Origin of the sequence: Brevundimonas sp. UBA7664, from assembly GCF_002483305.1 — a bacterium.
Lineage (GTDB): Bacteria > Pseudomonadota > Alphaproteobacteria > Caulobacterales > Caulobacteraceae > Brevundimonas.
Map to the genome: position 1 here is coordinate 85673 of NZ_DLHQ01000025.1, position 22503 is coordinate 108175.

At 69.9% G+C, this 22503-nt stretch carries 23 protein-coding genes; 9 read left to right on the forward strand and 14 right to left on the reverse strand.

Features of this window, described 5'->3' with window-relative positions:
• Window positions 1-99 precede the first annotated feature (99 nt).
• The 4 genes from rsmG to B2742_RS05550 are packed head-to-tail and all read left to right on the forward strand — an operon-like array spanning window position 100 to window position 2643.
• Window positions 100-720: a 16S rRNA (guanine(527)-N(7))-methyltransferase RsmG gene (gene rsmG / locus B2742_RS05535; RefSeq protein WP_292063888.1), complete on the forward strand. Its 621-nt coding sequence runs from the start codon at window positions 100-102 to the stop codon at window positions 718-720.
• Window positions 704-1516, forward strand: coding sequence for a ParA family protein (locus B2742_RS05540; RefSeq protein WP_292063891.1), 813 nt, complete (start codon window positions 704-706; stop codon window positions 1514-1516). Before rsmG ends, B2742_RS05540 begins: the two co-directional genes overlap by 17 nt.
• A gap of 28 nt (window positions 1517-1544) precedes the next feature.
• On the forward strand, window positions 1545-2432 hold the full coding sequence (locus B2742_RS05545; RefSeq protein WP_292063893.1) for a ParB/RepB/Spo0J family partition protein: 888 nt from the start codon (window positions 1545-1547) through the stop codon (window positions 2430-2432).
• 25 nt (window positions 2433-2457) lie between these two features.
• Window positions 2458-2643, forward strand: coding sequence for a hypothetical protein (locus B2742_RS05550; RefSeq protein WP_292063895.1), 186 nt, complete (start codon window positions 2458-2460; stop codon window positions 2641-2643).
• Here B2742_RS05550 and holA read toward each other — a convergent pair.
• The 4 genes from holA to B2742_RS05570 all read right to left on the reverse strand — a co-directional run bounded on the left by holA (window position 2640) and on the right by B2742_RS05570 (window position 7332).
• Window positions 2640-3692, reverse strand: coding sequence for a DNA polymerase III subunit delta (holA, locus tag B2742_RS05555; protein WP_292063897.1), 1053 nt, complete (start codon window positions 3690-3692; stop codon window positions 2640-2642). The two genes, B2742_RS05550 and holA, sit on opposite strands and share 4 nt — an antisense overlap.
• Before the next feature lie 10 nt (window positions 3693-3702).
• Window positions 3703-4182 (reverse strand): LPS assembly lipoprotein LptE, encoded by a 480-nt coding sequence (lptE, locus tag B2742_RS05560; protein ID WP_292063899.1) that lies wholly within the window; start codon window positions 4180-4182, stop codon window positions 3703-3705.
• Window positions 4182-6782 (reverse strand): leucine--tRNA ligase, encoded by a 2601-nt coding sequence (gene leuS, locus B2742_RS05565; RefSeq protein ID WP_292063901.1) that lies wholly within the window; start codon window positions 6780-6782, stop codon window positions 4182-4184. Before leuS ends, lptE begins: the two co-directional genes overlap by 1 nt.
• 64 nt (window positions 6783-6846) lie before the next feature.
• Window positions 6847-7332: a DUF3576 domain-containing protein gene (locus B2742_RS05570; RefSeq protein ID WP_292063903.1), complete on the reverse strand. Its 486-nt coding sequence runs from the start codon at window positions 7330-7332 to the stop codon at window positions 6847-6849.
• Window positions 7333-7669: 337 nt separating this feature from the next.
• Here B2742_RS05570 and B2742_RS05575 point away from each other — a divergent pair, with 337 nt between their 5' ends.
• Window positions 7670-8083, forward strand: a complete 414-nt coding sequence (locus B2742_RS05575; RefSeq protein ID WP_292063905.1) for an NtrZ family periplasmic regulatory protein — start codon at window positions 7670-7672, stop codon at window positions 8081-8083.
• Window positions 8084-8090: 7 nt separating this feature from the next.
• Here the strand turns inward: B2742_RS05575 and B2742_RS05580 are convergent, their stop codons facing one another.
• Complete coding sequence (locus B2742_RS05580; RefSeq protein ID WP_292063906.1) at window positions 8091-8741, reverse strand: thiamine phosphate synthase; 651 nt, start codon at window positions 8739-8741, stop codon at window positions 8091-8093.
• Between B2742_RS05580 and B2742_RS05585 the strand changes: the two genes are divergently transcribed.
• Both B2742_RS05585 and B2742_RS05590 read left to right on the forward strand, forming a co-directional pair.
• Window positions 8740-9459 carry a YggS family pyridoxal phosphate-dependent enzyme gene (locus B2742_RS05585; protein WP_292063907.1) on the forward strand — a complete coding sequence of 240 codons (720 nt, stop codon included), beginning with the start codon at window positions 8740-8742 and terminating at the stop codon, window positions 9457-9459. The genes B2742_RS05580 and B2742_RS05585 overlap by 2 nt on opposite strands.
• Before the next feature lie 62 nt (window positions 9460-9521).
• The gene (locus B2742_RS05590) at window positions 9522-10208 is read left to right on the forward strand and encodes a response regulator transcription factor (protein WP_292063908.1); all 687 of its coding nucleotides are present in this window, start codon (window positions 9522-9524) and stop codon (window positions 10206-10208) included.
• On the opposite strand, the gene B2742_RS05595 is transcribed toward B2742_RS05590, so the two are convergent.
• A complete protein-coding gene (locus tag B2742_RS05595) occupies window positions 10205-11029 on the reverse strand; it encodes a hypothetical protein (RefSeq protein WP_292063909.1) in 825 nt (274 codons plus the stop codon). The genes B2742_RS05590 and B2742_RS05595 overlap by 4 nt on opposite strands.
• An 88-nt stretch (window positions 11030-11117) precedes the next feature.
• On the opposite strand from B2742_RS05595, the gene B2742_RS05600 reads away from it, so the two are divergent.
• Window positions 11118-12527: an SLC13 family permease gene (locus B2742_RS05600; protein ID WP_292063911.1), complete on the forward strand. Its 1410-nt coding sequence runs from the start codon at window positions 11118-11120 to the stop codon at window positions 12525-12527.
• A 4-nt stretch (window positions 12528-12531) separates the two neighbouring features.
• On the opposite strand, the gene B2742_RS05605 is transcribed toward B2742_RS05600, so the two are convergent.
• The 3 genes from B2742_RS05605 to B2742_RS05615 form a co-directional block, all read right to left on the reverse strand.
• A complete protein-coding gene (locus B2742_RS05605) occupies window positions 12532-13326 on the reverse strand; it encodes an exodeoxyribonuclease III (protein ID WP_292063912.1) in 795 nt (264 codons plus the stop codon).
• 197 nt (window positions 13327-13523) lie between these two features.
• The gene (locus B2742_RS05610) at window positions 13524-14156 is read right to left on the reverse strand and encodes a LolA family protein (protein WP_292063913.1); all 633 of its coding nucleotides are present in this window, start codon (window positions 14154-14156) and stop codon (window positions 13524-13526) included.
• A gap of 169 nt (window positions 14157-14325) precedes the next feature.
• Window positions 14326-16677, reverse strand: a complete 2352-nt coding sequence (locus tag B2742_RS05615; RefSeq protein ID WP_292063914.1) for an FtsK/SpoIIIE family DNA translocase — start codon at window positions 16675-16677, stop codon at window positions 14326-14328.
• A 134-nt stretch (window positions 16678-16811) separates the two neighbouring features.
• On the opposite strand from B2742_RS05615, the gene B2742_RS05620 reads away from it, so the two are divergent.
• On the forward strand, window positions 16812-18065 hold the full coding sequence (locus B2742_RS05620) for a UbiH/UbiF/VisC/COQ6 family ubiquinone biosynthesis hydroxylase (protein WP_292063915.1): 1254 nt from the start codon (window positions 16812-16814) through the stop codon (window positions 18063-18065).
• A gap of 42 nt (window positions 18066-18107) precedes the next feature.
• Here the strand turns inward: B2742_RS05620 and B2742_RS05625 are convergent, their stop codons facing one another.
• The 5 genes from B2742_RS05625 to rpe form a co-directional block, all read right to left on the reverse strand.
• On the reverse strand, window positions 18108-18302 hold the full coding sequence (locus B2742_RS05625) for a Trm112 family protein (RefSeq protein ID WP_292031045.1): 195 nt from the start codon (window positions 18300-18302) through the stop codon (window positions 18108-18110).
• 8 nt (window positions 18303-18310) lie between these two features.
• On the reverse strand, window positions 18311-18961 hold the full coding sequence (locus B2742_RS05630) for an LON peptidase substrate-binding domain-containing protein (protein ID WP_292063916.1): 651 nt from the start codon (window positions 18959-18961) through the stop codon (window positions 18311-18313).
• A 10-nt stretch (window positions 18962-18971) separates the two neighbouring features.
• On the reverse strand, window positions 18972-19868 hold the full coding sequence (gene trxA, locus B2742_RS05635; RefSeq protein ID WP_292063918.1) for a thioredoxin: 897 nt from the start codon (window positions 19866-19868) through the stop codon (window positions 18972-18974).
• A 75-nt stretch (window positions 19869-19943) separates the two neighbouring features.
• The gene (locus B2742_RS05640) at window positions 19944-21755 is read right to left on the reverse strand and encodes a heparinase II/III family protein (protein ID WP_292063919.1); all 1812 of its coding nucleotides are present in this window, start codon (window positions 21753-21755) and stop codon (window positions 19944-19946) included.
• Complete coding sequence (gene rpe / locus B2742_RS05645; protein WP_292063920.1) at window positions 21752-22411, reverse strand: ribulose-phosphate 3-epimerase; 660 nt, start codon at window positions 22409-22411, stop codon at window positions 21752-21754. The genes B2742_RS05640 and rpe overlap by 4 nt, the downstream gene beginning before the upstream one ends.
• Between the last annotated feature and the right edge of the window lie 92 nt (window positions 22412-22503).

A 22503-nucleotide genomic window follows, 5' to 3' on the forward strand; every position in this document is an offset into this window, starting at 1 on the left:
GGAGGTGTCGCGCCGCGTCAGCGGCGTGACGGAGGGGGAGAGCCCTTTCCACCATGCTTCGCATGGTCCCCCTCCCCCAAGAGGGGGAGGAGACGCGGCATGACTCCCTCCGAATTCCAGGCCCTGCGCGCCGCCACCCCGGCGCAGATGGCCGATCTCGATACGCTGATCGAGCGGCTGACCGCAGCCAATGCGGTCATGAACCTGGTCGGACCGGACACGATTCCCGACGTCTGGAGCCGGCACATCTTCGACTCTGCCCAGTTGCTCGATCTCGCGCCGGAAGCTGCGACCTGGGCCGATCTCGGCGCCGGCGCGGGCTTCCCCGGACTGGTCCTCGCCATCCTGCTGAAGGACCGGTCTGACAGTCACGTCTGGCTGATCGACAGTCTCGGCAAACGCTGTCGCTTCCTGCAGGAGGTGGTCGACGCCCTGTCCCTGCGCGCGACGGTCGTCAACGGTCGGGCCGAGGAGCAACGGATCAAGGCCGATGTCGTCACCGCCCGCGCCCTCGCACCGATGGACCGGTTGCTGGGCTATGCACAGCCTTATCTACAACGGGGCGCACAGGGGCTGTTTCTCAAGGGGGAAAAGGCGGAGGTTGAGTTGATCGAAGCCCGCAAGGTCTGGCAGTTCGACAGCGACCTCTCCGTTTCGCGCAGTGACCCGCGCGGCCGTATCGTTTCCGTCCGGAGCCTCCGACGTGTTCAAAGCCGGTAAGACCCGCGTCCTCGCGGTGTCCAATCAGAAGGGCGGGGTGGGCAAGACCACCACGGCCATCAACCTCGGCACGGCCCTCGCCGCGATCGGTGAAAAGGTCCTGATTGTCGACATGGACCCGCAGGGCAATGCCTCAACGGGTCTGGGTGTTCCACGTGAAACACGCCGGGTCACCATCTATGACGTCATCGTGGACGGGCGTTCGGTTGATGAGTCCGCCGTACCGACCACAGTTCCGGGTCTGGATATCGTTCCCGCCGACGCCGACATGTCGGGCGTGGAGATCGAGCTCAGCCAGGCCGATCGGCGCTCCTTCCGTCTGCGCGATGCGCTGCAGGGGCAGGGGGCAGAAGGTCAGACCCGGTATGACTATGTGCTGATCGACTGCCCACCCTCGCTCAACCTGTTGACGCTCAACGCCATGGCCGCCGCCGACGCCGTTCTGGTGCCGTTGCAGTGTGAGTTCTTCGCGCTTGAGGGCCTGACCCAGCTGATGAAGACGATCGAAATGGTGCGGCAGAGCCTGAACCCCACGCTGGAAATCCAGGGCCTGGTCCTGACCATGTACGACCGGCGCAGCACCCTGTCGGGGCAGGTCGCGGCCGATGTCCGGGCGCATTTCGGCGACAAGGTCTATGAGGCGGTGATCCCGCGGAACGTCCGCGTGGCCGAAGCGCCGTCGTTCGGCAAGCCGGCCCTGATCTACGACCTGAAATGCGCCGGCAGCCAGGCCTATCTGCGCCTCGCCCGCGAGGTCGTGGCCCGCGAAAAATCCCGCCGGCTCCAGGCCGCGTGAGAACGATTAGAAGAACGGAAACAATCAGTTGAGCGAACGTCAGCGCGGTCTCGGCCGGGGTCTCTCCGCCCTTCTCGGAGAACAGGTCGCCGAGAGCGCCCCGGTCGACGGCGCCGCTACGCCGGTCGGCGTTCAGATGGCGCCCATCGAGAGCCTCAAGCCCAATCCCGATCAGCCGCGCAAGATCTTCGACCGCGATGACCTGGAGGAATTGGCCGCGTCGATCCGCGACAAGGGCGTGCTTCAACCCATTCTGGTCCGGTCTCATCCGAAGGAGGATGGGGTTTGGCAGATCATCGCCGGCGAACGCCGCTGGCGTGCGGCGCAGATGGCCCGGCTCACCGAGGCCCCGATCATCGTCAAGGAGATGGATGACGTCGCGGTGTTCGAGGTCGCCATCATCGAGAACGTCCAGCGCGCCGACCTCAATCCGCTGGAGGAGGCCGACGCCTATCGCCTGCTGATGGACCGGTTCGGCCGCACCCAGGACGCCGTCGCCGGCGTGGTCGGCAAGAGCCGCAGCCATGTGGCCAACACCCTGCGTCTGCTGCAGCTGCCCGAGGCGGTGCTGGACCATGTCCGCACCGGCAAGCTGAGCGCCGGTCATGCGCGGGCCCTGATCACAGCGCCGGATCCCGTGACCCTGGCCGACCGGATCGTGGCCGAGGGGCTGAACGTCCGTCAGGCCGAAGCGCTGGCGCGTCGCGAGGCCGACGGCCCGAAGAGCCGCAAGCCGGGCGCTTCGCCGGCCGGCGGCGAGACCTCCGCGGATGTCGCCGCACTCGAGCAGGATCTGGCCGACGCTCTCGGCCTCAAGGTCGAACTGGCCGACCGCGGCGGCAAGGGGGAGCTGACCATCCGCTATGGCTCCCTTGAGCAGCTCGACGACTTGTGCCGCCGATTGATGCGCGGCTGAGGCCGGTTTGTGCTAGGCTGAGGACATGACCGACAAGCCTTCCAACCCGACCGCCGAAGCCATGAAGCGCGCCCTCGCCGCCAAGAAGGCCGGCGGCGGTCCATCGCATGGGGGCCTGCAGGGCTCCGCCCGGGCCGAGGAGAAGGCGCAGCAGGCGCGCAGCGCCGCGCTTGCCAAGCCCGCCTTCCGCAAGGCGTCGAAGCGGGGCTAGAGCCCCAGCCGCCGGGCCCGCGCGGAAATCTCCAGCAGCAGCCGCTCCGCGATCAGCTGGTCCGGCGACCCCGTCGTCTTGGTCGCCACATCAGCCGTATTGACGCTGTCGAGCACGCGGTCGAGGTCTTCCAGCCGCCAGCTGCGCGCCTGGCGCAGCATTTCGGCCTCCTGTTTCCAGAACACGCCGGCCGCCTTGGCCGCCTCCTTGGCTCCAGCGCCGTTGGACTGCAGCACATTGATCCGGCGCAGCTTGCCGAGATGGATCGAGGCTTGTCTCACCGCCATGACAGGCGATTCCCCTTCGGCGAGGGCGCGCCTCAGGCCTGACTGAGCCGGTGCGGGCCGACCGCCGAAGGCCTGGAGCGCCGCGTCCTGCAGGGAGGCGTCAGCTTCGACCCCCAGATGCCGCTCCAGCTCTTCCACATCGATGGTCTTGCCGGAGCCCGGGCCGATGTAGAGAGCCAGACGCTCGATCTCCTGACGCATCAGGCCGCGTTCGCGCGGCAGGCGGCTGACGAACCGGTCGAGGGCGTCGCCGGTCAGGCCGACCTTGTCCGCCGCCAGGGCCTCGCGGGTCATGCGGGCGACGTCGCCGGTCTCGTCTTCATAGCAGGCGATGCCGACGGCGCCCGGCGACGCCTCGGCCGCCTTGCGCAGGGCTGAGTCACGTCCGAGCGCGCCGGCCTCGATCACCAGCATGGCGTCGGGATTGTAGCCGCCCTCGGCGTGGACCTTGAGCGCGGCGGCCAGCAGCTTGTCGATCGCGGCCTTCTCCGATCCCAGCCGGACCCGGACCAGCCTGCGGCCGCCGATCATCGACAGCGCGGTCAGGGCCTCTTCCAGCCGGGCCTCGTCGCCGTCGATGTCGCTGTCGGTCAGGACGGTGACGTTGAAGGGATCGTTGAGATCGGGCGTGATCGCCTTGCACAGGATCTCGGCGCGTTCGCCGACGCCCGACCGGTCCTTGCCATGGATGACGGCGGCGCGGACGCCCCGGTCCGGCGATTTCAGGAAGCGGTCGACCTCGGGGCGTTTCGCCAGGATCATCGGGCGGGAATCATGGCTGGTTTGACAGGGCCCGCATCACGTCGAGCCGGATCAGGCGCGCCAGTTCGGCCGCGGCGCGCTCCTCGCCGTCCTGCTGGGCGGCGATGGCGGCGAAGGGCTGGTCGGCCGCGGCATAGGTGGTGGTCACGGTCTCGACGCCCGAGACGGCGGGTCCGCCGTTCGCCGGAGTCAGGACCCAGGCGCCGCGCAAGGTCAGCTCATAGCGGGTGGCGGTGTCGTCGATGCGCCGGCCGAGCGGACGGCGCGATTGGTCGAGGGTGGTCTGCAGCCGCCACAGCGGCGTCTCGGCGCCGTTGCGGCCGAGGGCGTCCTCGAGCTGTTCACGGACCCGGTAGCCGAGACGGTCGTCCTGGGTGGTGACGGAGATGCGAGACAGCGAGGAACCTGTCCCGGCGTCGCCGTACAGAGGCGTAAAGCCGCAACCGGCCAGTCCCACAATCGCGACAGCCGCCAGGGCAAGGCGGCGCATCAGCCGACCACCAGATTGACGATGCGATCCTTGACCACCACGATCTTCCTCACCGTCTGACCCTCCAGCCGCGCCTGCACGTCGGCGTCCGCCATGACGATGGCCTCGACCTCGGCCGGCTCCAGCCCACGGGCGACGCGGATTTCGCCGCGGCGCTTGCCGTTGACCTGGATGGGCAGGATCACCTCGTCGTCGGCCGCCAGCGCCGGGTCGAATTCCGGCCAGGGCGCGTCCAGCACCATCCCCTCTTCGCCGAGCCGCGTCCAGCACTCCTCGGCCAGGTGGGGGGTGAAGGGGGCGACCAGCCGGACCAGGGCCGACAGGGCCTGACGCCGCGCCGCGCCGCCCGCCGCGCCGTGATCGCGCACGGTGGCGACGAAGGCATAGAGTTTGGCGATGGCCGAGTTGAAGCGGAAACCGCTGACGCCCTCGGACACGGCCTTGATCGCCTTGTGGGTCTCGCGGATCAGGGCGGCGTCAGACTCATGGGCGGGGGCGTCGGGATCGAAGCCGTCGACCTCGGTCCAGACGCGCTGCACGAAGCGGGCCGCACCCTCGACGCCGCCGGGCGTCCATTGCACGTCACGTTCGGGCGGGCTGTCGGACAGGACGAACAGTCGGCCGGCGTCCACGCCATAGGTGTCGACGATCTCCTGCGGGGCGACGACGTTCTTCTTCGACTTGGACATCTTCTCGATGTCGCCGATCGTCAGGGCTTCACCGGTCGAGAGCTGGCGGGCCGAGCGATGGCCGGCGTCATTGGTGAGATCGACATCCGTCGGCTCGACCCAGGCGCCGTCGGCGCGGCGGTAGGTCTCGTGGACCACCATCCCCTGGGTGAACAGGCCGGCGAAGGGTTCGCGCACCGACATCAGGCCGGCGTCGGAGAGGGCGCGGCTGATGAAGCGGGCGTAGAGCAGGTGCAGCACCGCGTGCTCGACCCCGCCGATATACTGGTCGACCGGCAGCCATTTGTCGGCGGCGGCGCGGGAGATCGGCTCGGCCGCGGTCGGATCGGTGAAGCGGGCGAAATACCAGCTGGAGTCGACGAATGTGTCGAGTGTGTCGGTCTCACGCACCGCCTTGCCGCCGCAGGACGGGCAGGCGACGTGCTTCCAGGTCGGGTGGCGATCGAGCGGGTTGCCGGGCGTGTCGAAGGTCACGTCCTTGGGCAGCTCGACTGGCAGCTGGTCGGCCGGAACGCCGACCGGACCGCACTTTTCACAATGGATCACGGGGATGGGACATCCCCAGTAGCGCTGACGGCTGACACCCCAGTCGCGCAGGCGGTAGAGGGTCGCGCCCTCGCCCTGACCGGCCGCTTCGAGCCGGGCGATGGCAGCGGCCTTGGCGGCCTCGACCTCGAGCCCGTCCATGAAATCGGAGTTGAACAGCCGACCGGGGCCAACGTAAGCTTCTGTTTCGACACCGAAATCAGCAGAGGCGTCATCCGGTCTCACGACCGGGACGACGGGCAAGCCGTATTTGCGGGCGAAGTCGAGGTCTCGCTGATCGTGGGCCGGGCAACCGAAGATGGCTCCGGACCCGTAGGTCGACAGAACGAAATTGGCTGCCCAGACCGGCACGGTACGGTCGGGGTCGAACGGGTGGCGGACGCGGACGCCGAGATCGACACCCAGTTTCTCTGCCTTCTCGATATCGGCTTCGCTGGTCCCCGACCGGGCGCAGGCCGCCACGAATTCCGCCACGTCGGGCCGGTGCGCGGCGATGGCCTTGGTCAGCGGATGGTCCGGCGCGAGCGCCAGGAAGCTGGCCCCGAACAGGGTGTCGGGCCGGGTGGTGTAGATCTCTACGGGGTCGCGCGCGTGGTTGGGCTCGCCCGGCGCGGACGCCGGCAGGACGGCGGGAGCATCGGCGATATCCCACCAGAGGGTGGCGCCGCGGCTCTTGCCGATCCAGTTCTCCTGCATCAGCCGGACCTTGTCGGGCCAGCGGCCTTCCAGTTCCTTCAGGCCCTCGATCAGATCGTCGGCGTAGTCGGTGATGCGCAGGAACCACTGGTTCAGCTTGCGCTTCTCGACCACGGCGCCGGAGCGCCAGCCGCGGCCGTCGACCACCTGCTCATTGGCGAGAACCGTATTGTCGACCGGATCCCAGTTGACCACCGAGTCCTTGCGATAGACCAGACCGCGCTTGAGCAGCTCGAGGAACCAGGCCTGTTGCTTGCCGTAATAGGCCGGGTCGCAGGTGGCGAACTCGCGGCTCCAGTCCAGCGACAGACCCAGCAGCTTCAGCTGGTCGCGCATGGCGGCGATATTGGACCAGGTCCAGTCGCCGGGATGGATGCCGCGCTCGATCGCCGCGTTTTCGGCCGGAAGTCCGAAGGCGTCCCAGCCCATCGGGTGCAGGACATCGAAGCCCTGCGCCCGCTTAGACCGCGCCACCACGTCGCCCATGACGTAGTTGCGGGCGTGGCCCATGTGGATGGCCCCCGACGGATAGGGGAACATCTCCAGCACATAGTATTTCGGCCGCCCGGTGCCCTCGGTGGGCATGCGGAAGGCATCGGCGGCCGCCCAGCGGGCCTGCTGGCGGGGTTCGGCGGTCTTGGGTTCGTAGCGAACCGGGGTCTTGGCCACGGGAGTCTTTCAGGCTGCTCCTTCAGGAACAGGCCCGACGGAGGCTAGTCGATGGGGAGGGCCGTCAGCCGGCGTTGGAAAGGTTGAGCTGACGCGCCTTGGTCAGGATGGCGTTTTCCAGATCGGTCTCGGTCTGGGCCGCGACCCGGGCGCCGGTCCAGCAGCCGGCGGTGTCGACTTCCGCGTCGGCGTCAGCCGGATTGGGCGTGCAGCCGGGGCGCAGGACCTGTTTGGTGATGCTGACGTTCAGAGCGTCGGCGCGAAGACGACGGTCGAGGATGAAGACGGTCGCCTTGAAACGCTCGTTGGGCGTCTGCGGGTCGATGTACCAGCCGTAGTTGATGACGCCGCCCCAGGGATCGGCGTTGGCCAGCGGCATGAAGCTCAGCGTGTCCAGCGTGGCGCGCCAGAGATAGGCGTTGACGCCGATGCCCGTCTGGGCCGATGCCGCCGCCTGCGAGCCTCCGCCCATGCCGGGAAGACCGCCGCATCCGCCCAGCATCAGACCCGAGGCGATCAGGGCGACCGCTGCGCCGCGAACCAGCACCATCGAGACATCTCCATTCGATCATGACGTGCAGCGGACCGGTTCCAACGCACGCGCTGGCCCTCCCGAACACGGGCAAGCCGAAGCGTCGCTCTATAACACGGCGAAAAGGGGCTATGACAAGGCGAAGACGCATTCGACGCGGAGGCCCGCGGCGATCGGGGGGCGGATCGGGCCGCGGGGGCGGATTCGCGTGACGCTCGCGCCACAGGAGTCTTCCAGAGTCGCAGGGAACCGGGTCCCGGCGGCGCCGTTCCGTTGACCAGGCTGACCAGCGGTGTCTATCTGCTGGGGATCACGACGTTCCCTGTTGTGATGTGAAGGGCAGGATATGCGCCGCATGACGCGCAAGACGAGCGCCTTGATCGTTGGAATGGCCGCGGGGCTCTCGCTCCTGGCCGTGGCCGACATCGCCTCGGCCCAGGCCACTGGCGCGTCCGCGCGCGCTCGCACGCCCGCCGTGTCCCTGAACGATGCCCAGGCTGCGCGCGCCGCGGCGGCTCAACCCGGAGCCTCGCGTCTGCGGTTCACCGAACGGGGGCGTTGGGGTCTGGATCTCAACCTGAGCCAGCCGGTGGGCCGCGACAGCACCCTCGGCGACGTTGAGGCCGGAGCCTATTACCGCGTCAACCCCCGCCTGCGCGTCGGCGCCACCGCCGGTCTGGCCGAGCCCGAGACCGATCCGGCCCGCGCGCCGCAGACTGACCGCCGCGCCGCACCGCGCTTCCGGCTGGAATCGATCTTCCGGTTCTAGAGCCTGATCAGGCCGGCCCGAAGGCCGCCTGGATCGCCGAAACCCCCGCCAGTCCGCACGCGCCTGAGCCGATCAGGGTGCGCGCATTGCCGCTTCCGATCCCGCCGAGGGCGTAGACCGGGCAGGGCGCGGCGCGGACCAGCTCGCTGAAGCCTACGACTCCCAAGTGTGCGCGGCCCGCTGAGGGCCCCCGGGTCGGAAAGACCGGCGACACGACCAGCGCATCCAGGCCTGATGCGCCCAATGCCGCCCTTGAATGCGCCGCGCCGGTAATGCGCCAATCGGGCCGGGCCGCCGCGAGCGCGGTCGCCTGGTCCAGCGCCCGCTCTGGCAGGTGGACGCCGTCGGCGCCGACCGCCTCGGCCAGGGCGGCGTCCAGCCCGATCAGCAGCAGAACGCCGCGGCCCCGCGTGGCCTCACGCAGGCGCAGCGCGGTCTCATGCGCATCCACCCGGCCGAAAGACCGGAACACCACGCCCGCGCCGGCCGGCAGGCGCGCCGCCGTCTCCCAGGGCCGAGGCGTCTGGTCCGGGTCGGTGAAGAACAGCAGCGGCGGAAGGTCCCGCGGCGCCCGATCGCCATCGCGGCTGACTTTGCCGGCGTCCCGTGCGAGGACGCAGGCGGCATCCCACAGGATTTTGGCGTCCGCCCGGTTCATGATCTCCTCTTCCCCCGAACCCGACCTGCCGTCCAGCGCTGTCGCGGCGCGGCTCCAGATCGTCCGCCGCCGGATCGCGGAAGCCTGCCGCGCCTCCGGCCGCGCCCCCGACGAGGTGACTCTCACGGCGGTGTCCAAGACCCAGCCGCCCGAGGCGATCGATGCCGCCCTCGCGGCTGGCCAACGCGTCTTCGGCGAGAACCGCGTGCAGGAGGCGCAGTCCCGTTGGGGCGGGCGCCGGGGGGACCTGGCCGGGCTCGAGCTGCGCCTGATCGGGCCCCTGCAGACCAACAAGGCCGCCGACGCGGTCGCCCTGTTCGATGTCATTGAGACCCTGGACCGGGTGAAACTGGCGGACGCCCTTGCGGCTGCCGGCGCGCGCGTCGGAAAGACTGTGCGCGTCCTGGTCCAGGTCAACACCGGCGCCGAGCCGCAGAAGGCCGGCGTCCTGCCCGGAGACGTCGGCGACCTGATCGCCCGCGCCCGCGCCGCGAGCCTGATCGTCGAGGGCCTGATGTGCATTCCACCCGCCGACGAGGCGCCGGGACCGCATTTCGCCCTGCTGCGAAAGATCGCGCGCCGCCACGGCCTGGGGACCCTGTCGATGGGGATGAGCGGCGACTATGAGACCGCGATCCGCTTCGGCGCGACCCATGTCCGGGTCGGATCGTCGCTGTTCGGGGAACGAAAGGGCCCCGAAACCCCCTCTATTGACTGAAAACCGCTCCGCTTGGGGTCCAACCCTTGGCGGATCGGGCGACGCTCGCCATTCTGGTACCCATGCCCACGCCCAAGACCATCCTGATCATCGACGACGACGACGACCTGCGCGAGGCCCTGGCCGAACAGCTGGCCTTGCACGAGGCCTTCCGGCCGGTCCAGGCCGCAACGGCGGCTGAAGGCGTCCGCATGGGCCGGGAAGTTCGGGCTGATCTGATCCTGCTCGACGTCGACCTGCCTGACATGGACGGCCGCGAGGCCTGTCGCCTGCTGCGCAAGGACGGGGTTTCGACCCCCATCATCATGCTGACCGGCCAGTCCTCGGACTCCGACACCGTGCTGGGGCTGGAGTCGGGGGCCAATGACTATGTCACCAAACCCTTCCGCTTCGCCGTCCTGCTGGCCCGCATCCGCGCCCATCTGCGCAGCCACGAACAGTCCGAGGACGCCGTCTTCCGCATCGGCCCCTATGAGTTCCGTCCGGCCGCCAAGGTCCTGATCGACGACAAGGCGAAGAAGGTCCGCCTGACCGAGAAGGAAACCAACATCCTGAAATACCTCTACCGCGCCGGGGCCAAGGCCGTGTCGCGCGAGGAGTTGCTGACGGAGGTCTGGGGCTACAACGCCGGGGTCACCACCCATACCCTGGAAACCCACATCTACCGTCTGCGCCAGAAGATCGAGCCCGAGCCGGGGCAGGCGCGTCTGCTGCTGACCGACGCCGGCGGCTACCGGCTGCAGCCCTAGCCGGGCCGCCATTCGCTGAGAATGGCGCCGGTCGCGCCGTCCTCGAAGGCGACGCGATCCACCGTCGCGCCGACGGCGCAGGCCGGCGGGCGTTCCGGCGTGACGACCCGGCAACGGATGACGCGTCCGTCCGCCCACCCGGCCAGCCGGCCTTCCAGAACCAGCCGGTAGCCCAGCGCCGGCCTCGCGACCGGGGCCTCGCCCTGGGTTCGCACCACGTGGGTGAAGGTCTGGTCGCCGGACCGCCCGACCCGCGAGGCGCCCGACGGCCGGACCATGACCAGGGCGGCGACCCGGGCGGGCCGTGGCGCTTCAGGCGCCTCAGCCTCCTGAACGCTCCAGGCCGGGCAGGCTTCGGACCGCATCCACGGCTGATTGATCCAGACGCCGGACAGGGTGTCGAAGCCGTCGGGCGCGGGGCCTGACACGTCGCCGGCCGACCAGTCGGCGGGGGACAGCGTCAGGCGGATCGTCCGGCCGTCATCCGGGGCGGACCAGCGGGGTGTTCCGTCGCGGTCGGCCGACTCGCCCGGCGTGGGGGCTTGCGGGCCGAAACAGCCGAAAGCCAGCCTCAGGGAGAAGGTGCGGCCCACCAGGGGATCGGGCCCGGGCCGCGCGACGCCCGCCGCAGCGTCCGAGGCGGCGGCGTCGATGGCGGCGAGAATGGAGCCCCGGTCCAGCGTGGGCGAGGGCGGCGCGGGCGCGGCCGGGACTTCGGGCGCTGCGGCCGGTTCCGCCGGCCGGTCACAGCCGGCGACCAGAACGCCCGCCGAAAACAGGATCGCCGCCGTCCTCAGGGGAGCATTGATCTCGAAAGCCATGGAACAACCCTAGCACATCGTCCGCTTGGACATGGGGAGCCCCGATGCGGGACCCCTTTCAGGAAGCTGCCGGGGCCAGCGCCGTTCCATGACCTTCGATCAAATCGCGGCCCTGGCGGTCCTGACGGCGGTGGTCGGCGTGCTGATACACGGCCGGGTGCGGGCAGACGTCGTCGCCCTGACCGGAGCGGCGGTGCTGCTGCTCCTGGGTGTTGTGCGGCCGGTGGAGGTGCAGAGCGCCTTCGCCAGTCCCGCCGTCATCGCCCTGGCCGGCCTGTTTGTCATCGCCTATGCGATCGAACTGTCCGGCCTGCTGGGATTGATGATCCGCAAGGCGACGGCGCTGGCGGCGCGGGTCGGCGCCATCGGGGTTTGGGCCGTGATCGGCATGTGCGGGGTTCTGGGCGGTTTTCTCAACAATACGCCGGTGGTGGTGCTGGCCGCCCCCGTCATCCGCGACGTCGCCCAGTCGCTGAAGCTGTCGCCCAAACGCTTCCTGATGCCGCTCAGCCACGTCTCGGTGCTGGGGGGGTTGATGACCCTGATCGGCACCTCGACCAATCTGCTGGTCAACGACATGGCCCGCAACGCCGGACAGCCCGTCTTCAGCCTCTTTGAGATCACGCCCGTCGGCCTGACCATCGCCCTCGCCGGCGGGTTCTGGCTGTATTTCGTCGGCGCGCGACAGCTGGGGCGCAGCGTGGCTGCCGACGAGGCGGAACAGGCGCGGCTGGCCGAGATGGAGGAGGCGCGGCGCAAGGCGGCGACCGAGGCGGCGGCCCGCAAGCGCCGCATCCTCCCTTTCAACCTGCCGCGACTGGGCGAGGCCCGCACCCACGCCGACGGCTCCGGCGACGCCCATCTCGGCGATGTGGCCCTGTTCGGCGCGGCGGATCGCCCGTTCCATCTCCGTCGGGCCCTGATCGCGCTCGGGGTATTTGTCGCGGTGGTCGCCTCCGCCGGCCTCGGCCTGGCCCCGATCGCCGCCTCGGCCTTCGCCGGCGCCGTCGCCCTGATCCTTCTGCGCGTAATCACGGCGGAGGAAGCCTATGCCGGGCTGCGGCCGGAGATCCTGCTTCTGATCGCCGGGATGGTCGTCATCGGCATCGCCATCGAGGTCACCGGCCTGGCGGCGGCCGGGGCGGGCATGCTGATCGGCGTAATCCGGCCGTTCGGACCGCTGGTCGCCCTGATCATCCTCTACGGCGTGACCCTGTTCGCGACGGAGCTGCTGTCCAACGCCACGGTGGCGGTGCTGATCACCCCGATCGCCGTCGCCCTCGCCGAGAGCCTGGGGGTGGATCCGCGTCCGTTTCTGGTCTGTGTGATGATGGCGGCCTCGGCCGCCTTCGCAACGCCCTTCGGCTATCAGACCAATGTGCTGGTCTTCCAGATGGGCAATTACAGCTACATGGATTTCGTGCGGGTGGGCGTGCCGCTGAACCTGATCACCTGGGTGGCGGCGATGATCGCCATCCCGATCTTTTTCCCCTTCTGACGCATCAGACGGCGAGGTCCATCGTCACCGGGGCGTGGTCGCTGGGCTGGGTCCATTCGCGGACCGTGTCGTGGATGCGGGCGCTGCCCGGCGTCACCGCCGGAGTCAGGCCCGGCGAGGTCCACAGATGGTCCAGCCGCAGGCCCCGGTTGGACTTGCGGAAGTCGGCGGCGCGATAGCTCCACCAGCTGGCCAGCTTCTGCGGTTCCGGGATCTGGTCGCGGACCACGTCGGCGAAACCGCCCGCCGCCTGCAGCCGGCGCAGGGTCTCGACCTCCAGCGGGGTGTGGCTGACGATCTTCGACATATAGCGGTGGTTCCAGACGTCGTTCTCGCCCGGGGCGATGTTGAAATCCCCGGCCAGGACCAGCGGCCGTTGCCGGTCGCGCCCGGCCATTTCAGCGGTCAGGCGTTCGTAGAAATCCATCTTGTGATCGAATTTCGGGTTCAGCGCCCGGTCGGCGACGTCGCCGCCGGCCGGAATATAGAAATTCTGCACCTCGACGCCGTCGACCATGACCCCGACGCAGCGGGCGTGCCCTTCGCGGCAGACGTCGAGGACGGGCGCTTGCGTGATCGGCTTGCGGCTGGCGATCGCCACCCCGTGCCAGCCCTTCTGCCCGCCGATCTTCAGATGGGGCAGGCCCATCGCTTCAAAGGCGGCGCGGGGGAACTGGTCCTCAAGGCATTTGATTTCCTGCAGGCACAGGACGTCGGTCCCGCTTTCGGAGACGAACCGCGCGACTTGGTCGATGCGCAGGCGGACGGAGTTGATATTCCAGGTGGCGATACGAAGCATGTGAGGGCTGTAGCAGCCGTCGCGGGCCGTGCACAAAAAAGCGCCCGGCCGTGGGACCGGGCGCTGGAAGGTTCGTCTCTCGCCGCCGGGAAGGGGATGAAATCCGTAGCGGGTCAGATCGGCTCTCCCGCCGACCTGTGACGAAAGTGCCACGGTCGGCGAAAAATGTCAAACCCGCGTTCGCGCGGCAGGCGAAATCAGCTCCGGCCCGGCCGGCGGGTCGGATCACGCAGCTGGAACAGGCTGGCGCTGAGGTTGGGCGCCGGCGTGAGCGAGGTCAGCTGGGTCCGGGTGCTGCCGCCCTGGGCGTCGCGAATGGTCCATTCGTGCAGACGGACGGGATTGCCGGCGAAGGACAGGATGACCGAGCCCTCATTGGGCCGGCGGGCGTCGCGGGCGATGATGGCGAAGGCGCCGGAGGCCATGCGGGTGACCCGGTCGATCCGCACCCCCTGATCGAAACGGACGTTGCGGGCGAGGAAGGTCGACAGCGGCGTCGCGCCGAGGGGCACCTGACGGAAGACGTTCAGGCGGGGGTCGTAGCGTTTGACGTTCGAGCCGTCCGACACGACCAGCAGCCCGGCCGGATTGGTGTATTCGAACCGCATCTTGCCGGGGCGCTGCAGGTAGAACCGACCCTCCCGGCGCTGGGCGCCCGAGGTTTCGACGAAATTGCCCTGGGCCGATGTCAGCCCCTGCAGATAGGTCTGGGCCTGGGCCAGGACGGCGCGATCCTCGGCCGACAGGGCGCCCTGTGCGGCGGCGGGCATGGCGGCGACGGCCGCGATGGCGGCGGTTCCGAAAGCGAACGCTCGGCGTGAAACAGTCATCTGGGTCTTCTCCCGTTCGGGATGGTTGTGGATCATGCCGTGATGCGGAACGGGAAAGGCGCGGGCATGGCCCGAGCCTGACCATATTCCGGCGCTGCGATGAAGCCCTGTTCAGCTTCAGGCGACGACGACAGGCCCTCAACGCGGCGGCTGCGCCTCGCGTTGCCTGCTACATCGGCGGCGGCCCGGCGAGGATATCCCGTTTGCCGGCGTGGTTGGCGGGACTGACGACGCCCTCCTGCTCCATCCGCTCGATCAGGGAGGCGGCGCGGTTGTAGCCGATCTGCAGGCGGCGCTGGATGTAGCTGGTCGAGGCCTTGCGGTCGCGGGTGACCACGGCCACGGCGCGATCATAGAGGTCGTCGCCCGAGCCGCCGCCGCCCTCATCGTCGAAGGCCGCGTCGCCGTCGCCGTCCGGATCGTCGGTGATCAGGTCCAGATAGTCGGGCTCGCCCTGGCTGCGCAGGTGTTTGCAGACCTCGTCGACCTCCTGGTCGGTCACGAACGGGCCGTGCAGGCGGGTGATGCGTCCGCCGCCGGCCATGTAGAGCATGTCTCCCTGGCCCAGCAGCTGCTCGCCGCCCTGCTCGCCGAGGATGGTGCGGCTGTCGATCTTGGAGGTGACCTGGAAGCTGATCCGGGTCGGGAAATTGGCCTTGATGGTTCCGGTGATGACGTCGACCGAGGGGCGCTGGGTGGCCATGATCAGGTGGATGCCGGCGGCGCGGGCCATCTGGGCCAGTCGCTGCACCGCGCCTTCGACGTCCTTGCCGGCGACCAGCATCAGGTCGGCCATCTCGTCCATGACGACGACGAGGAAGGGCAGGGGTTCGGGGCGGATCTTCTCGGACTCATAGACCGGGCGGCCCTGTTCGTCGAAGCCGGTCTGGACGGTGCGTTCGAAATGCTCGCCCTTGGCCACGGCCTCGCGGGCGCGCTCGTTGTAGGAGGCGATGTTGCGCACGCCGAGCTTGGACATCCGCCGGTAGCGGTCCTCCATCTCGCGCACGGTCCATTTCAGCGCGACGACGGCCTTCTTCGGATCGGTGACGACCGGGGCCAGCAGATGCGGGATGCCGTCATAGACGCTGAGCTCCAGCATCTTGGGATCGATCATGATGAAGCGGCACTCGGCCGGGCTGTGCCGGTAGAGAATCGAGAGGATCATGGCATTGACCCCGACCGACTTGCCCGAGCCGGTGGTGCCGGCGATGAGCAGGTGGGGCATGCGCGCCAGATCGGCGACATAGGGCTCGCCGCCGATGGTCTCGCCCAGCGCCAGCGGCAGCAGGTGGGCCGGCTTGTCGTATTCGGTCGAGGCCAGCAGGTCGCGCAGATAGACGGTCTCGCGCTTGGCGTTGGGCAGTTCGATGCCGATGGCGTTGCGGCCCGGCACGACCGAAATCCGGCAGGCGCGGGCCGACATGGACCGGGCGATGTCGTCCGACAGGGCCACGACGCGGCCGTGTTTCACGCCCGGCGCGGGGACCAGTTCGTACAGGGTGACGACGGGGCCGGGGCGGATCTGGTCGATGACGCCGCGCACGCCGAATTCTTGCAGCACGCCCTCCAGCATCTTGGCGTTCTGCTTCAGGGCGTCTTCGTCCACCGAGGTGACGCGCTTGGCCGGCTTGGTCAGCATCGACAGCGGCGGCAGGTCGAAGCCGGTCGAGGGGCGGACGAAGTCGAAGGCGGCCTGGCTGTCGTCGGCCTCGCGGCGCGGCTTCGGCGCCTTGGCGGCGGCGACTTTCGGCTCGGGCGCGCCGCGCGCCGGGGCGGGGGCTTCCCAGGGCGGGGGCGCGTCGTACCCGTTCGGTTCGTCCTCTGGTTCGGGCGCCGGGCGGGTGCGCGGCGGCGACTTGACCGCGGCGCGGCGCGATTTCGGAGCCGCCGGCGCGGGGCCGCGGGCGCCCCGGGCCCAGGCCAGCCCCTCCCCGAGGTCGGCGAATCTCAGGCCGACGGCGTAGCCGATGCCCCACAGGGCCAGCGGCAGGAACAGCAGGCCGGCGATGACGGGGGCGCCGGGCAGGCGCAGGCCGTCGCAGATGAGGCGGATCAGGCCGACGATCGCGTCCCCCCAAAGGCCGCCCAGACCCGCCGCCAGCGGCCAGGCGGCCGGCGCGGCCAGGGCCGACAGGGCGGTCGAGAGGGCCAGAACGCCGCCGGTGGCCGACAGGGCCTTCAGCGCCGTGGGCTTGAGCCGTTGCTGAATGGCGTCGCCGATGGCGGCGGCCAGTCCGAAGGCGATCAGGAGTATGGCGGCGGGCCAGGCCGCCAGCCCCAGCGATTGCATGAATATGTCGGCGAACAGGGCGCCGTTCAGTCCCAGCCAGTTCGTCGGCTCCGCGCCGGAGGCCACATTGAGGCTGGGATCGGCCGGATTCCACGAGATCAGCGCCACCAGCAGCAGGGCCGCCAGCAGGGCCTGGAGCACGCCGCGGAATTTCACCGAGATCGGCGCGCCCCAGATGATGCGGGCGCTGACCCAGGCGCGCTGGCCGATGGCGAGGGCGGCGGACATACGGGTGGGAACTCCGGTCGAAGGTACAGACCCGCTGTTGTCGCGCGCGGAGGGTTAAGGGGCTGTTTACCAGCGGACCGCGCCGCGACCTTCCGGCGCTGGACGGGCGCGCGGCGAAGCGCGACAACCGCCCCATGACCCAGCCTGACCGTTACGACGTCATCATCGCCGGCGCCGGCCTGGCCGGGGCGACCTTCGCCCTGGCGGCGGCGCAGGGCGGGCTGAAGGTCGTTGTGATCGATCCCCAGCCGTTCGACGCCCAGCTGGCGCCGAGTTTCGACGGGCGCTCGACCGCGATCGCCTTCGCCACCTTCCGGATGCTGGACGCGCTCGGCGTCGGGGCGGCCCTGCGGCCCCATGCCTGCCGGATGGACCGGATTCTGGTCACCGACGGACGCCGGCCGGGGGCGGCCTCGCGGTCAGCCTCCTCCGCCTTCCTTCGGTTCGACGCCGACGAGATCGGCGACCGCACCGATGGCGAACCGCTGGGCTATATGGTCGAGAACCGGCGCATCCGTGCAGCCTTGGCCGAAGCCGTGACGGCGGCCGGGATCGAGGTACGGGCGCCCGCCTCTGTCGTCGGGGTCGAGGCCGGACCGGCGATGTCGCGGGTGACCCTCGCCGACGGATCGGTGATCGAGGCGCCGCTGACCGTCGGCGCCGAGGGTCGGACCTCGCCGGTCCGCAAGGCCGCGGGGATCGAGACGGTCGGCTGGGGCTATGGGCAGAGCGGGGTGGTCGCGACCGTGTCTCTCGGGCGGGACCACGGCAATGTCGCTCATGAGCATTTCCTGCCGTCCGGCCCCTTCGCCATCCTGCCGTTGACGGAACGCCGGGCCAGCCTGGTCTGGACGGAATCGACGCGGCGGGGCGAGGCCCTGAGGGCAGCCTCGAACGGAGCCTTCCAGTCCCACCTGATGCGGCGGTTCGGCGACTTTCTCGAAGACGTCACGGTGGTGGGACCGCGTTTCGTCTATCCCTTGTCGCTGCAACTGGCGGAGCAACTGACCGCCCCGCGCACCGCCCTGATCGGCGACGCCGCCCATGCCGTGCATCCGGTCGCCGGCCAGGGCTTGAACATGGGGCTGAAGGACGCCGCCGCCCTTGCCGAAGTGCTGGTCGAGGCGGTGCGGCTGGGCGAGGACGTGGGGTCGGAGACGGTGCTCGACCGCTACGCCCGCTGGCGCCGGTTCGACAATGCGGCGCTGGCGGCCGGGTTCGACGGCTTCGTGCGGTTGTTCTCGAACGATATCGCGCCTGTGCGTCTGGCCCGGACTATCGGCATCGCCGCCGTCAACCGCATCGCCCCCCTGCGCCGGACCTTCATGCATGAGGCCGGCGGCGCGACGGGGGACCTGCCGCGGTTGCTCAGGGGTGAAGCGGTTTGATCGGTATCGCTCGCCGCGCGGCGGCTTGCTGCTTGAGCGAGGCTAGTCCAGCGCCCGCGCCTCTTCCGGCAGCATGATCGGCACGCCGTCGCGGATCGGGAAGGCCAGTTTCGCCCCCTTGGACACCAGCTCCTGACGCTCACGGTCATAGGTCAGCTTGCCGCGCGTGACGGGGCAGACCAGCACCTCCAGCAGGCGCGGATCTACGGACGGCGGGGTGTGGAAGGCGTCGCTCATGATCGCACCTATTGCATGGACGGGGCCTCGCCGTCCCCGTCGCTGGCCGCATCGATCGTCAGCAGGGCGGTGAGGACGGCGGAGCGGTCGGTCAGGCTGGCGGCTTCGAGCAGGGCCTGTTTCTCAGGCGGATCGAACGGCAGGGCCATGGACAGGCTGTTGACGAGGGCTTCGGGCGGCGCGGTTTCGGCCGTGTCCCAGTCGATATCGAGGCCGCGCGTCTCCAGATAGGCGCGCAGGGCGTCCAGCAGGCCGTCGCGGTCGAGGCCGATGTCATCCACGGGCGGCGGGCTCAGATCGGTCTCGAACGGACCGAAGTCGGCGCGGATCTGACGATAGGGGGTCTGGGTCGGGATTTCGCTGGCCAGCCGGAAGCGGGCGCAGCCGGTCAGGGTGATCAGGTAGCGGCCGTCCGACGTCTCGGCGAAACTGGTGATCCGGCCGGCGCAACCGATCGGTGACAGGCCTTGCGGTCCCAGCTGCGGCTGGACCATGCCGATGATCCGGTCGCCTGCCATGGCGTCGTCGATCATGTTGAGATAGCGCGGCTCGAAGATGTTCAGCGGCAGCTGGCCGCGCGGCAGCAGTATGACGCCGGGCAGGGGAAAGACCGGGATCACCTGTGGCAGGTCGGCGGCCTTCACATACCCCTGGGCCACGATCCGTCTCCTATGCAAACAGGATGGAAGACAGGCGACGACGCCCGTCCCTCGCCACATCGGACGCCGCGCCCGCGGCCTCGAACACCACCAGCAGCTGTTTGCGCGCGGCCTGGTCGTTCCATTCGCGGTCGGCGGCGACGATGGTCAGCAGGCTGTCGACCGCGCCCTTCAGATCCCCCGAGGCCGCCTGGGCCAGCGACAGGTCATAGCGGGCCTGGTGATCGGCCGGGTCGGCGGCGACCCTGGCCTCCAGCTCTCCGCCCGCGTCGGCGGGCGCGGACGCGAGCAGGGCCAGCTGGGCCCGGACCGACTGCACTGTCGCGTCCTTCGAGTCCTGCGGGGCCATGGCGATGGTCTGGCGGGCCTGATCGATGTCGCCGTCGGCCAGATAGACCCGCGCCATTCCGGCGATGGCCCGCTCGTGGGCCGGCTCCAGCGTCATCACCTGGGCGAAGGCCTGGGCGGCGCCGCCGAGATCGTTGAGCGACAGTGATTCCTCGCCCAGCGACATCAGCTGTTCGATGTCGGAATTGGCGCTCGTCCCGCCGGTCAGCTTGTCGATGAAAGCCTTGAGCTGGCTGTCGGGCACCGCGCCCTGGAAGCCATCGACCGGCTGGCCGTTGACGAAGGCATAGACGGTGGGGATCGACTGGACCCGCAGCTGGCCCGCATAGGCCGGGTTCTTGTCGACGTCGATCTTGACCAGTTTCACCGCCCCGCCGGCGGCGCGGACGGCCTTTTCGATCATCGGCGTCAGCGTCCGGCACGGCCCGCACCAGGTGGCCCAGAAGTCGACCAGCACCGGCTGCGACTTCGAGGCCTCGATGACATCGGTCATGAAGCCGGCGTCGGAGCCGTCCTTGATCAGGTCTTCGGGCAGGGCGGTCGGGTCGGCGAAGCTCATCAATCGATCCTGTATCGGAAAAGGCGGAACGCGGCAGGCTTCAGATGGTCGCGGGCGCGGCCCGTCTCAAGGGGCTCAGCTCGGATCGGTTCCAGCGCCCGCCGGGCTCAGCTTCCAGCGAATCTTGGTCTCGGAGTCGGTGCGGGCCGAGCCGCGCACGACGATCTGCAGCGAACGGCGGGTCAGGCCCTCATCGATATGGACCGACGGCTCGATCGCCACATCCGGCCCGTCGGTGCGGAACCACCAGCCCCGGCCGGAATGGCCGCGCAGCAGGATGGACCGCCGATCCCGCGCCAGCGAGGCCTGGACGCCGGGCTCCAGCTGGAAGCGCACGGCATAGGGGGCGGCGATGGCGCGCACGACGTCTTTCTGGTTCGGGGCCGGATGCAGCCGTTCCTCGGCGCGCAGCTCGTCCAGCTTCTGGTCGAGATACAGGCGGCGCTGGTGCAGCAGGCCGTAGTCATGGACCCAGCCGTCGTGTTCGACCTCCAGCCAGACCGCGCCCTCGCCGTCGCGCTGCTGGACATCGACGTGCAGCGGCCGGCCGATCAGCCGGTGCCCCATCAGCTCGGCCTTCCAGCCGCCGAGTGGCTGGCCGGTCGAGCCTTCGCCGAGAATCAGCGTCGAATGGCCGGGCGAGAGGCGCAGGCCCTGGCGGTCGGCGGCGCGGGGCGTCCAGCCGCAGCCGGTGACCAGCCGATCCTTGCCGCAGACGATCTCCAGCGCCATCGGCTGGGCGCAGGCCGCGACCGACCAGGCCCCGCGTCCCGGTCCCGAGACATCAGCGGCGATGGTCAGGAGCGGGCTGCGGATGCGGGCGATGCCGCCGACGATCCGGGTCGGAAGCTCCGCCGCCGGGGCGTCGTCATGGGCGCGGGCGGCCGCGATCCGGGCCTGGGTCGACGGTCCGCCGCCCTGCATGGTGACCAGCCGGCCGTCGGGCAGGGTCAGCAGGCGCAGCGCGACAGTCAGGCGCTGGATGGCGTCCCGGACCGCTTCCGGACTCGCCTCGGACAGCTGTGACAGGGCGTCATCGAGGGTCAGCAGGTCGAGCAGAAGCTCAAGCCCCGCCTCCGGACTGCGCGAGGCATGGCCGCCGTCGACGCCCACGGTGCGGGCCAGGACGCCGGGCAGGCGGTTCAGCGCGGCGCGGCGCAGGGAGGCTCCCGCGGCGCCGGCCAGGACGCAGCCCGCCACCGCCGCGGCGATCAGCCGCTGGGCGCTGCCGGCCAGACCGCCGGGCGGGCGCAGCAGCTGACGTCCCTGCCGGCCGAGGACATCGGCGAGTTTCAGCCGTTCGGCCTCGGTGGCGACCTGCCCCATCCGGCGGGCCGCGCAGGCAAGATTGAAGGTACGCCGCGCCAGAACCTCGGGACCCCAGGCGAACGGCGACCACCGCGCGAAGGCGGCGTACCAGGCGAGGGTCAGCCGCACGGCCTCCCGCGCGCCGCGCTCGCCCTGCATCATCAGCGAGGGCAGCCAGACGAAGGCGTGCAGTTCGGTGGCGAAGGCCCGGCTCGGGCTGGGCCGGTTCCATGGATCCTCCGGGGCCGGGGCTTCCAGGCTGGCCCCGGCCAGGATGAACCGGCCGTCGACCGCGAGCTTGCCGGGTGCCGGATCGGCGGGCCGGAAATCGCGCGGCGTGGCCGCGAACCCTTGGGCCGGGCGGCCCTTGAGCGTCAGGCTGTAGCCGGGCAGGCCGTACAGTTCGATCCATAGCTGGCGGGTCAGAAACCGCCCGACGATTGCGGGCCAGAGGCCAGCTCCGGCGCCGGAGCCGGCCGTGCGCACCGGCGTACGCATCGGGGCGCCGCGCAGGCCGGGAATCTCTCCGGGCGGCGGACTGTCGGCCTCGGCGCGGGAAAAGGGACCCAGCGGACTCACGCGGACTTCAGCGCCTGGATATTGGCGGCATAGGCGGACGGCCCGCCCCGGAACACGGCCGTGCCGGCGACCAGGGCATCGGCGCCGGCGGCGACGCAGGCTCCGGCGTTGGCGGCGGTGACCCCGCCGTCGACCTGCAGATGCGCCGCCGATCCGGCGCCGTCGAGCAGGGCGCGGGTCCGCTCGATCTTGCGCAGGGTCCCCTCGATGAACGACTGGCCGCCGAAACCGGGGTTGACTGACATCAGCAGCACAAGATCGACCAGGTCGATGACGTCTTCCAGCACGCCGAGGGGGGTGCCCGGGTTCAGGACCACCCCGGCCTTCGCGCCGAGCTGGCGGATGCGGCCCAAGGTGCGGTGCAGGTGCGGCCCGCTCTCGGGATGGACGGTCAGGATGTCGGCCCCGGCCTCGCGATAGGCTTCCAGCCACGGGTCGACCGGCGCGACCATCAGGTGCACGTCGAACGGCAGGGCGGTGTGGGGACGGAGCGCCTTCACCACCTCGGGGCCGATGGTGATGTTGGGCACGAAATGGCCGTCCATCACATCGACGTGGATCCAGTCGGCGCCGGCGGCGTCGAGGGCGCGAACCTCCTCGCCGAGGCGGGCGAAGTCGCTGGCGAGGATGGAGGGGCAGATCAGGGGCGCGGCCATGTCAGCGGGGATAAGGCGGGTCGAGGGCGGGAGCAAGGCGCGCGCCGGGTTTCCCGGCCGTGTCGTGCTACACGGTTGGTTCATCGCCCAAT

What these genes read in the sequence shown, in the direction of transcription:
- rsmG (WP_292063888.1), top strand. Translation starts at nt 100, where the DNA reads ATGACTCCCTCCGAATTCCAGGCCCTGCGCGCCGCCACCCCGGCGCAG.
- B2742_RS05550 (WP_292063895.1), top strand. Translation starts at nt 2,458, where the DNA reads ATGACCGACAAGCCTTCCAACCCGACCGCCGAAGCCATGAAGCGCGCC.
- holA (WP_292063897.1), bottom strand. Translation starts at nt 3,692, where the DNA reads ATGATCCTGGCGAAACGCCCCGAGGTCGACCGCTTCCTGAAATCGCCG.
- lptE (WP_292063899.1), bottom strand. Translation starts at nt 4,182, where the DNA reads ATGCGCCGCCTTGCCCTGGCGGCTGTCGCGATTGTGGGACTGGCCGGT.
- B2742_RS05570 (WP_292063903.1), bottom strand. Translation starts at nt 7,332, where the DNA reads ATGGTGCTGGTTCGCGGCGCAGCGGTCGCCCTGATCGCCTCGGGTCTG.
- B2742_RS05575 (WP_292063905.1), top strand. Translation starts at nt 7,670, where the DNA reads ATGACGCGCAAGACGAGCGCCTTGATCGTTGGAATGGCCGCGGGGCTC.
- B2742_RS05585 (WP_292063907.1), top strand. Translation starts at nt 8,740, where the DNA reads ATGATCTCCTCTTCCCCCGAACCCGACCTGCCGTCCAGCGCTGTCGCG.
- B2742_RS05580 (WP_292063906.1), bottom strand. Translation starts at nt 8,741, where the DNA reads ATGAACCGGGCGGACGCCAAAATCCTGTGGGATGCCGCCTGCGTCCTC.
- B2742_RS05590 (WP_292063908.1), top strand. Translation starts at nt 9,522, where the DNA reads ATGCCCACGCCCAAGACCATCCTGATCATCGACGACGACGACGACCTG.
- B2742_RS05595 (WP_292063909.1), bottom strand. Translation starts at nt 11,029, where the DNA reads ATGGCTTTCGAGATCAATGCTCCCCTGAGGACGGCGGCGATCCTGTTT.
- B2742_RS05600 (WP_292063911.1), top strand. Translation starts at nt 11,118, where the DNA reads ATGACCTTCGATCAAATCGCGGCCCTGGCGGTCCTGACGGCGGTGGTC.
- B2742_RS05605 (WP_292063912.1), bottom strand. Translation starts at nt 13,326, where the DNA reads ATGCTTCGTATCGCCACCTGGAATATCAACTCCGTCCGCCTGCGCATC.
- B2742_RS05610 (WP_292063913.1), bottom strand. Translation starts at nt 14,156, where the DNA reads ATGACTGTTTCACGCCGAGCGTTCGCTTTCGGAACCGCCGCCATCGCG.
- B2742_RS05615 (WP_292063914.1), bottom strand. Translation starts at nt 16,677, where the DNA reads ATGTCCGCCGCCCTCGCCATCGGCCAGCGCGCCTGGGTCAGCGCCCGC.
- B2742_RS05620 (WP_292063915.1), top strand. Translation starts at nt 16,812, where the DNA reads ATGACCCAGCCTGACCGTTACGACGTCATCATCGCCGGCGCCGGCCTG.
- B2742_RS05625 (WP_292031045.1), bottom strand. Translation starts at nt 18,302, where the DNA reads ATGAGCGACGCCTTCCACACCCCGCCGTCCGTAGATCCGCGCCTGCTG.
- trxA (WP_292063918.1), bottom strand. Translation starts at nt 19,868, where the DNA reads ATGAGCTTCGCCGACCCGACCGCCCTGCCCGAAGACCTGATCAAGGAC.
- rpe (WP_292063920.1), bottom strand. Translation starts at nt 22,411, where the DNA reads ATGGCCGCGCCCCTGATCTGCCCCTCCATCCTCGCCAGCGACTTCGCC.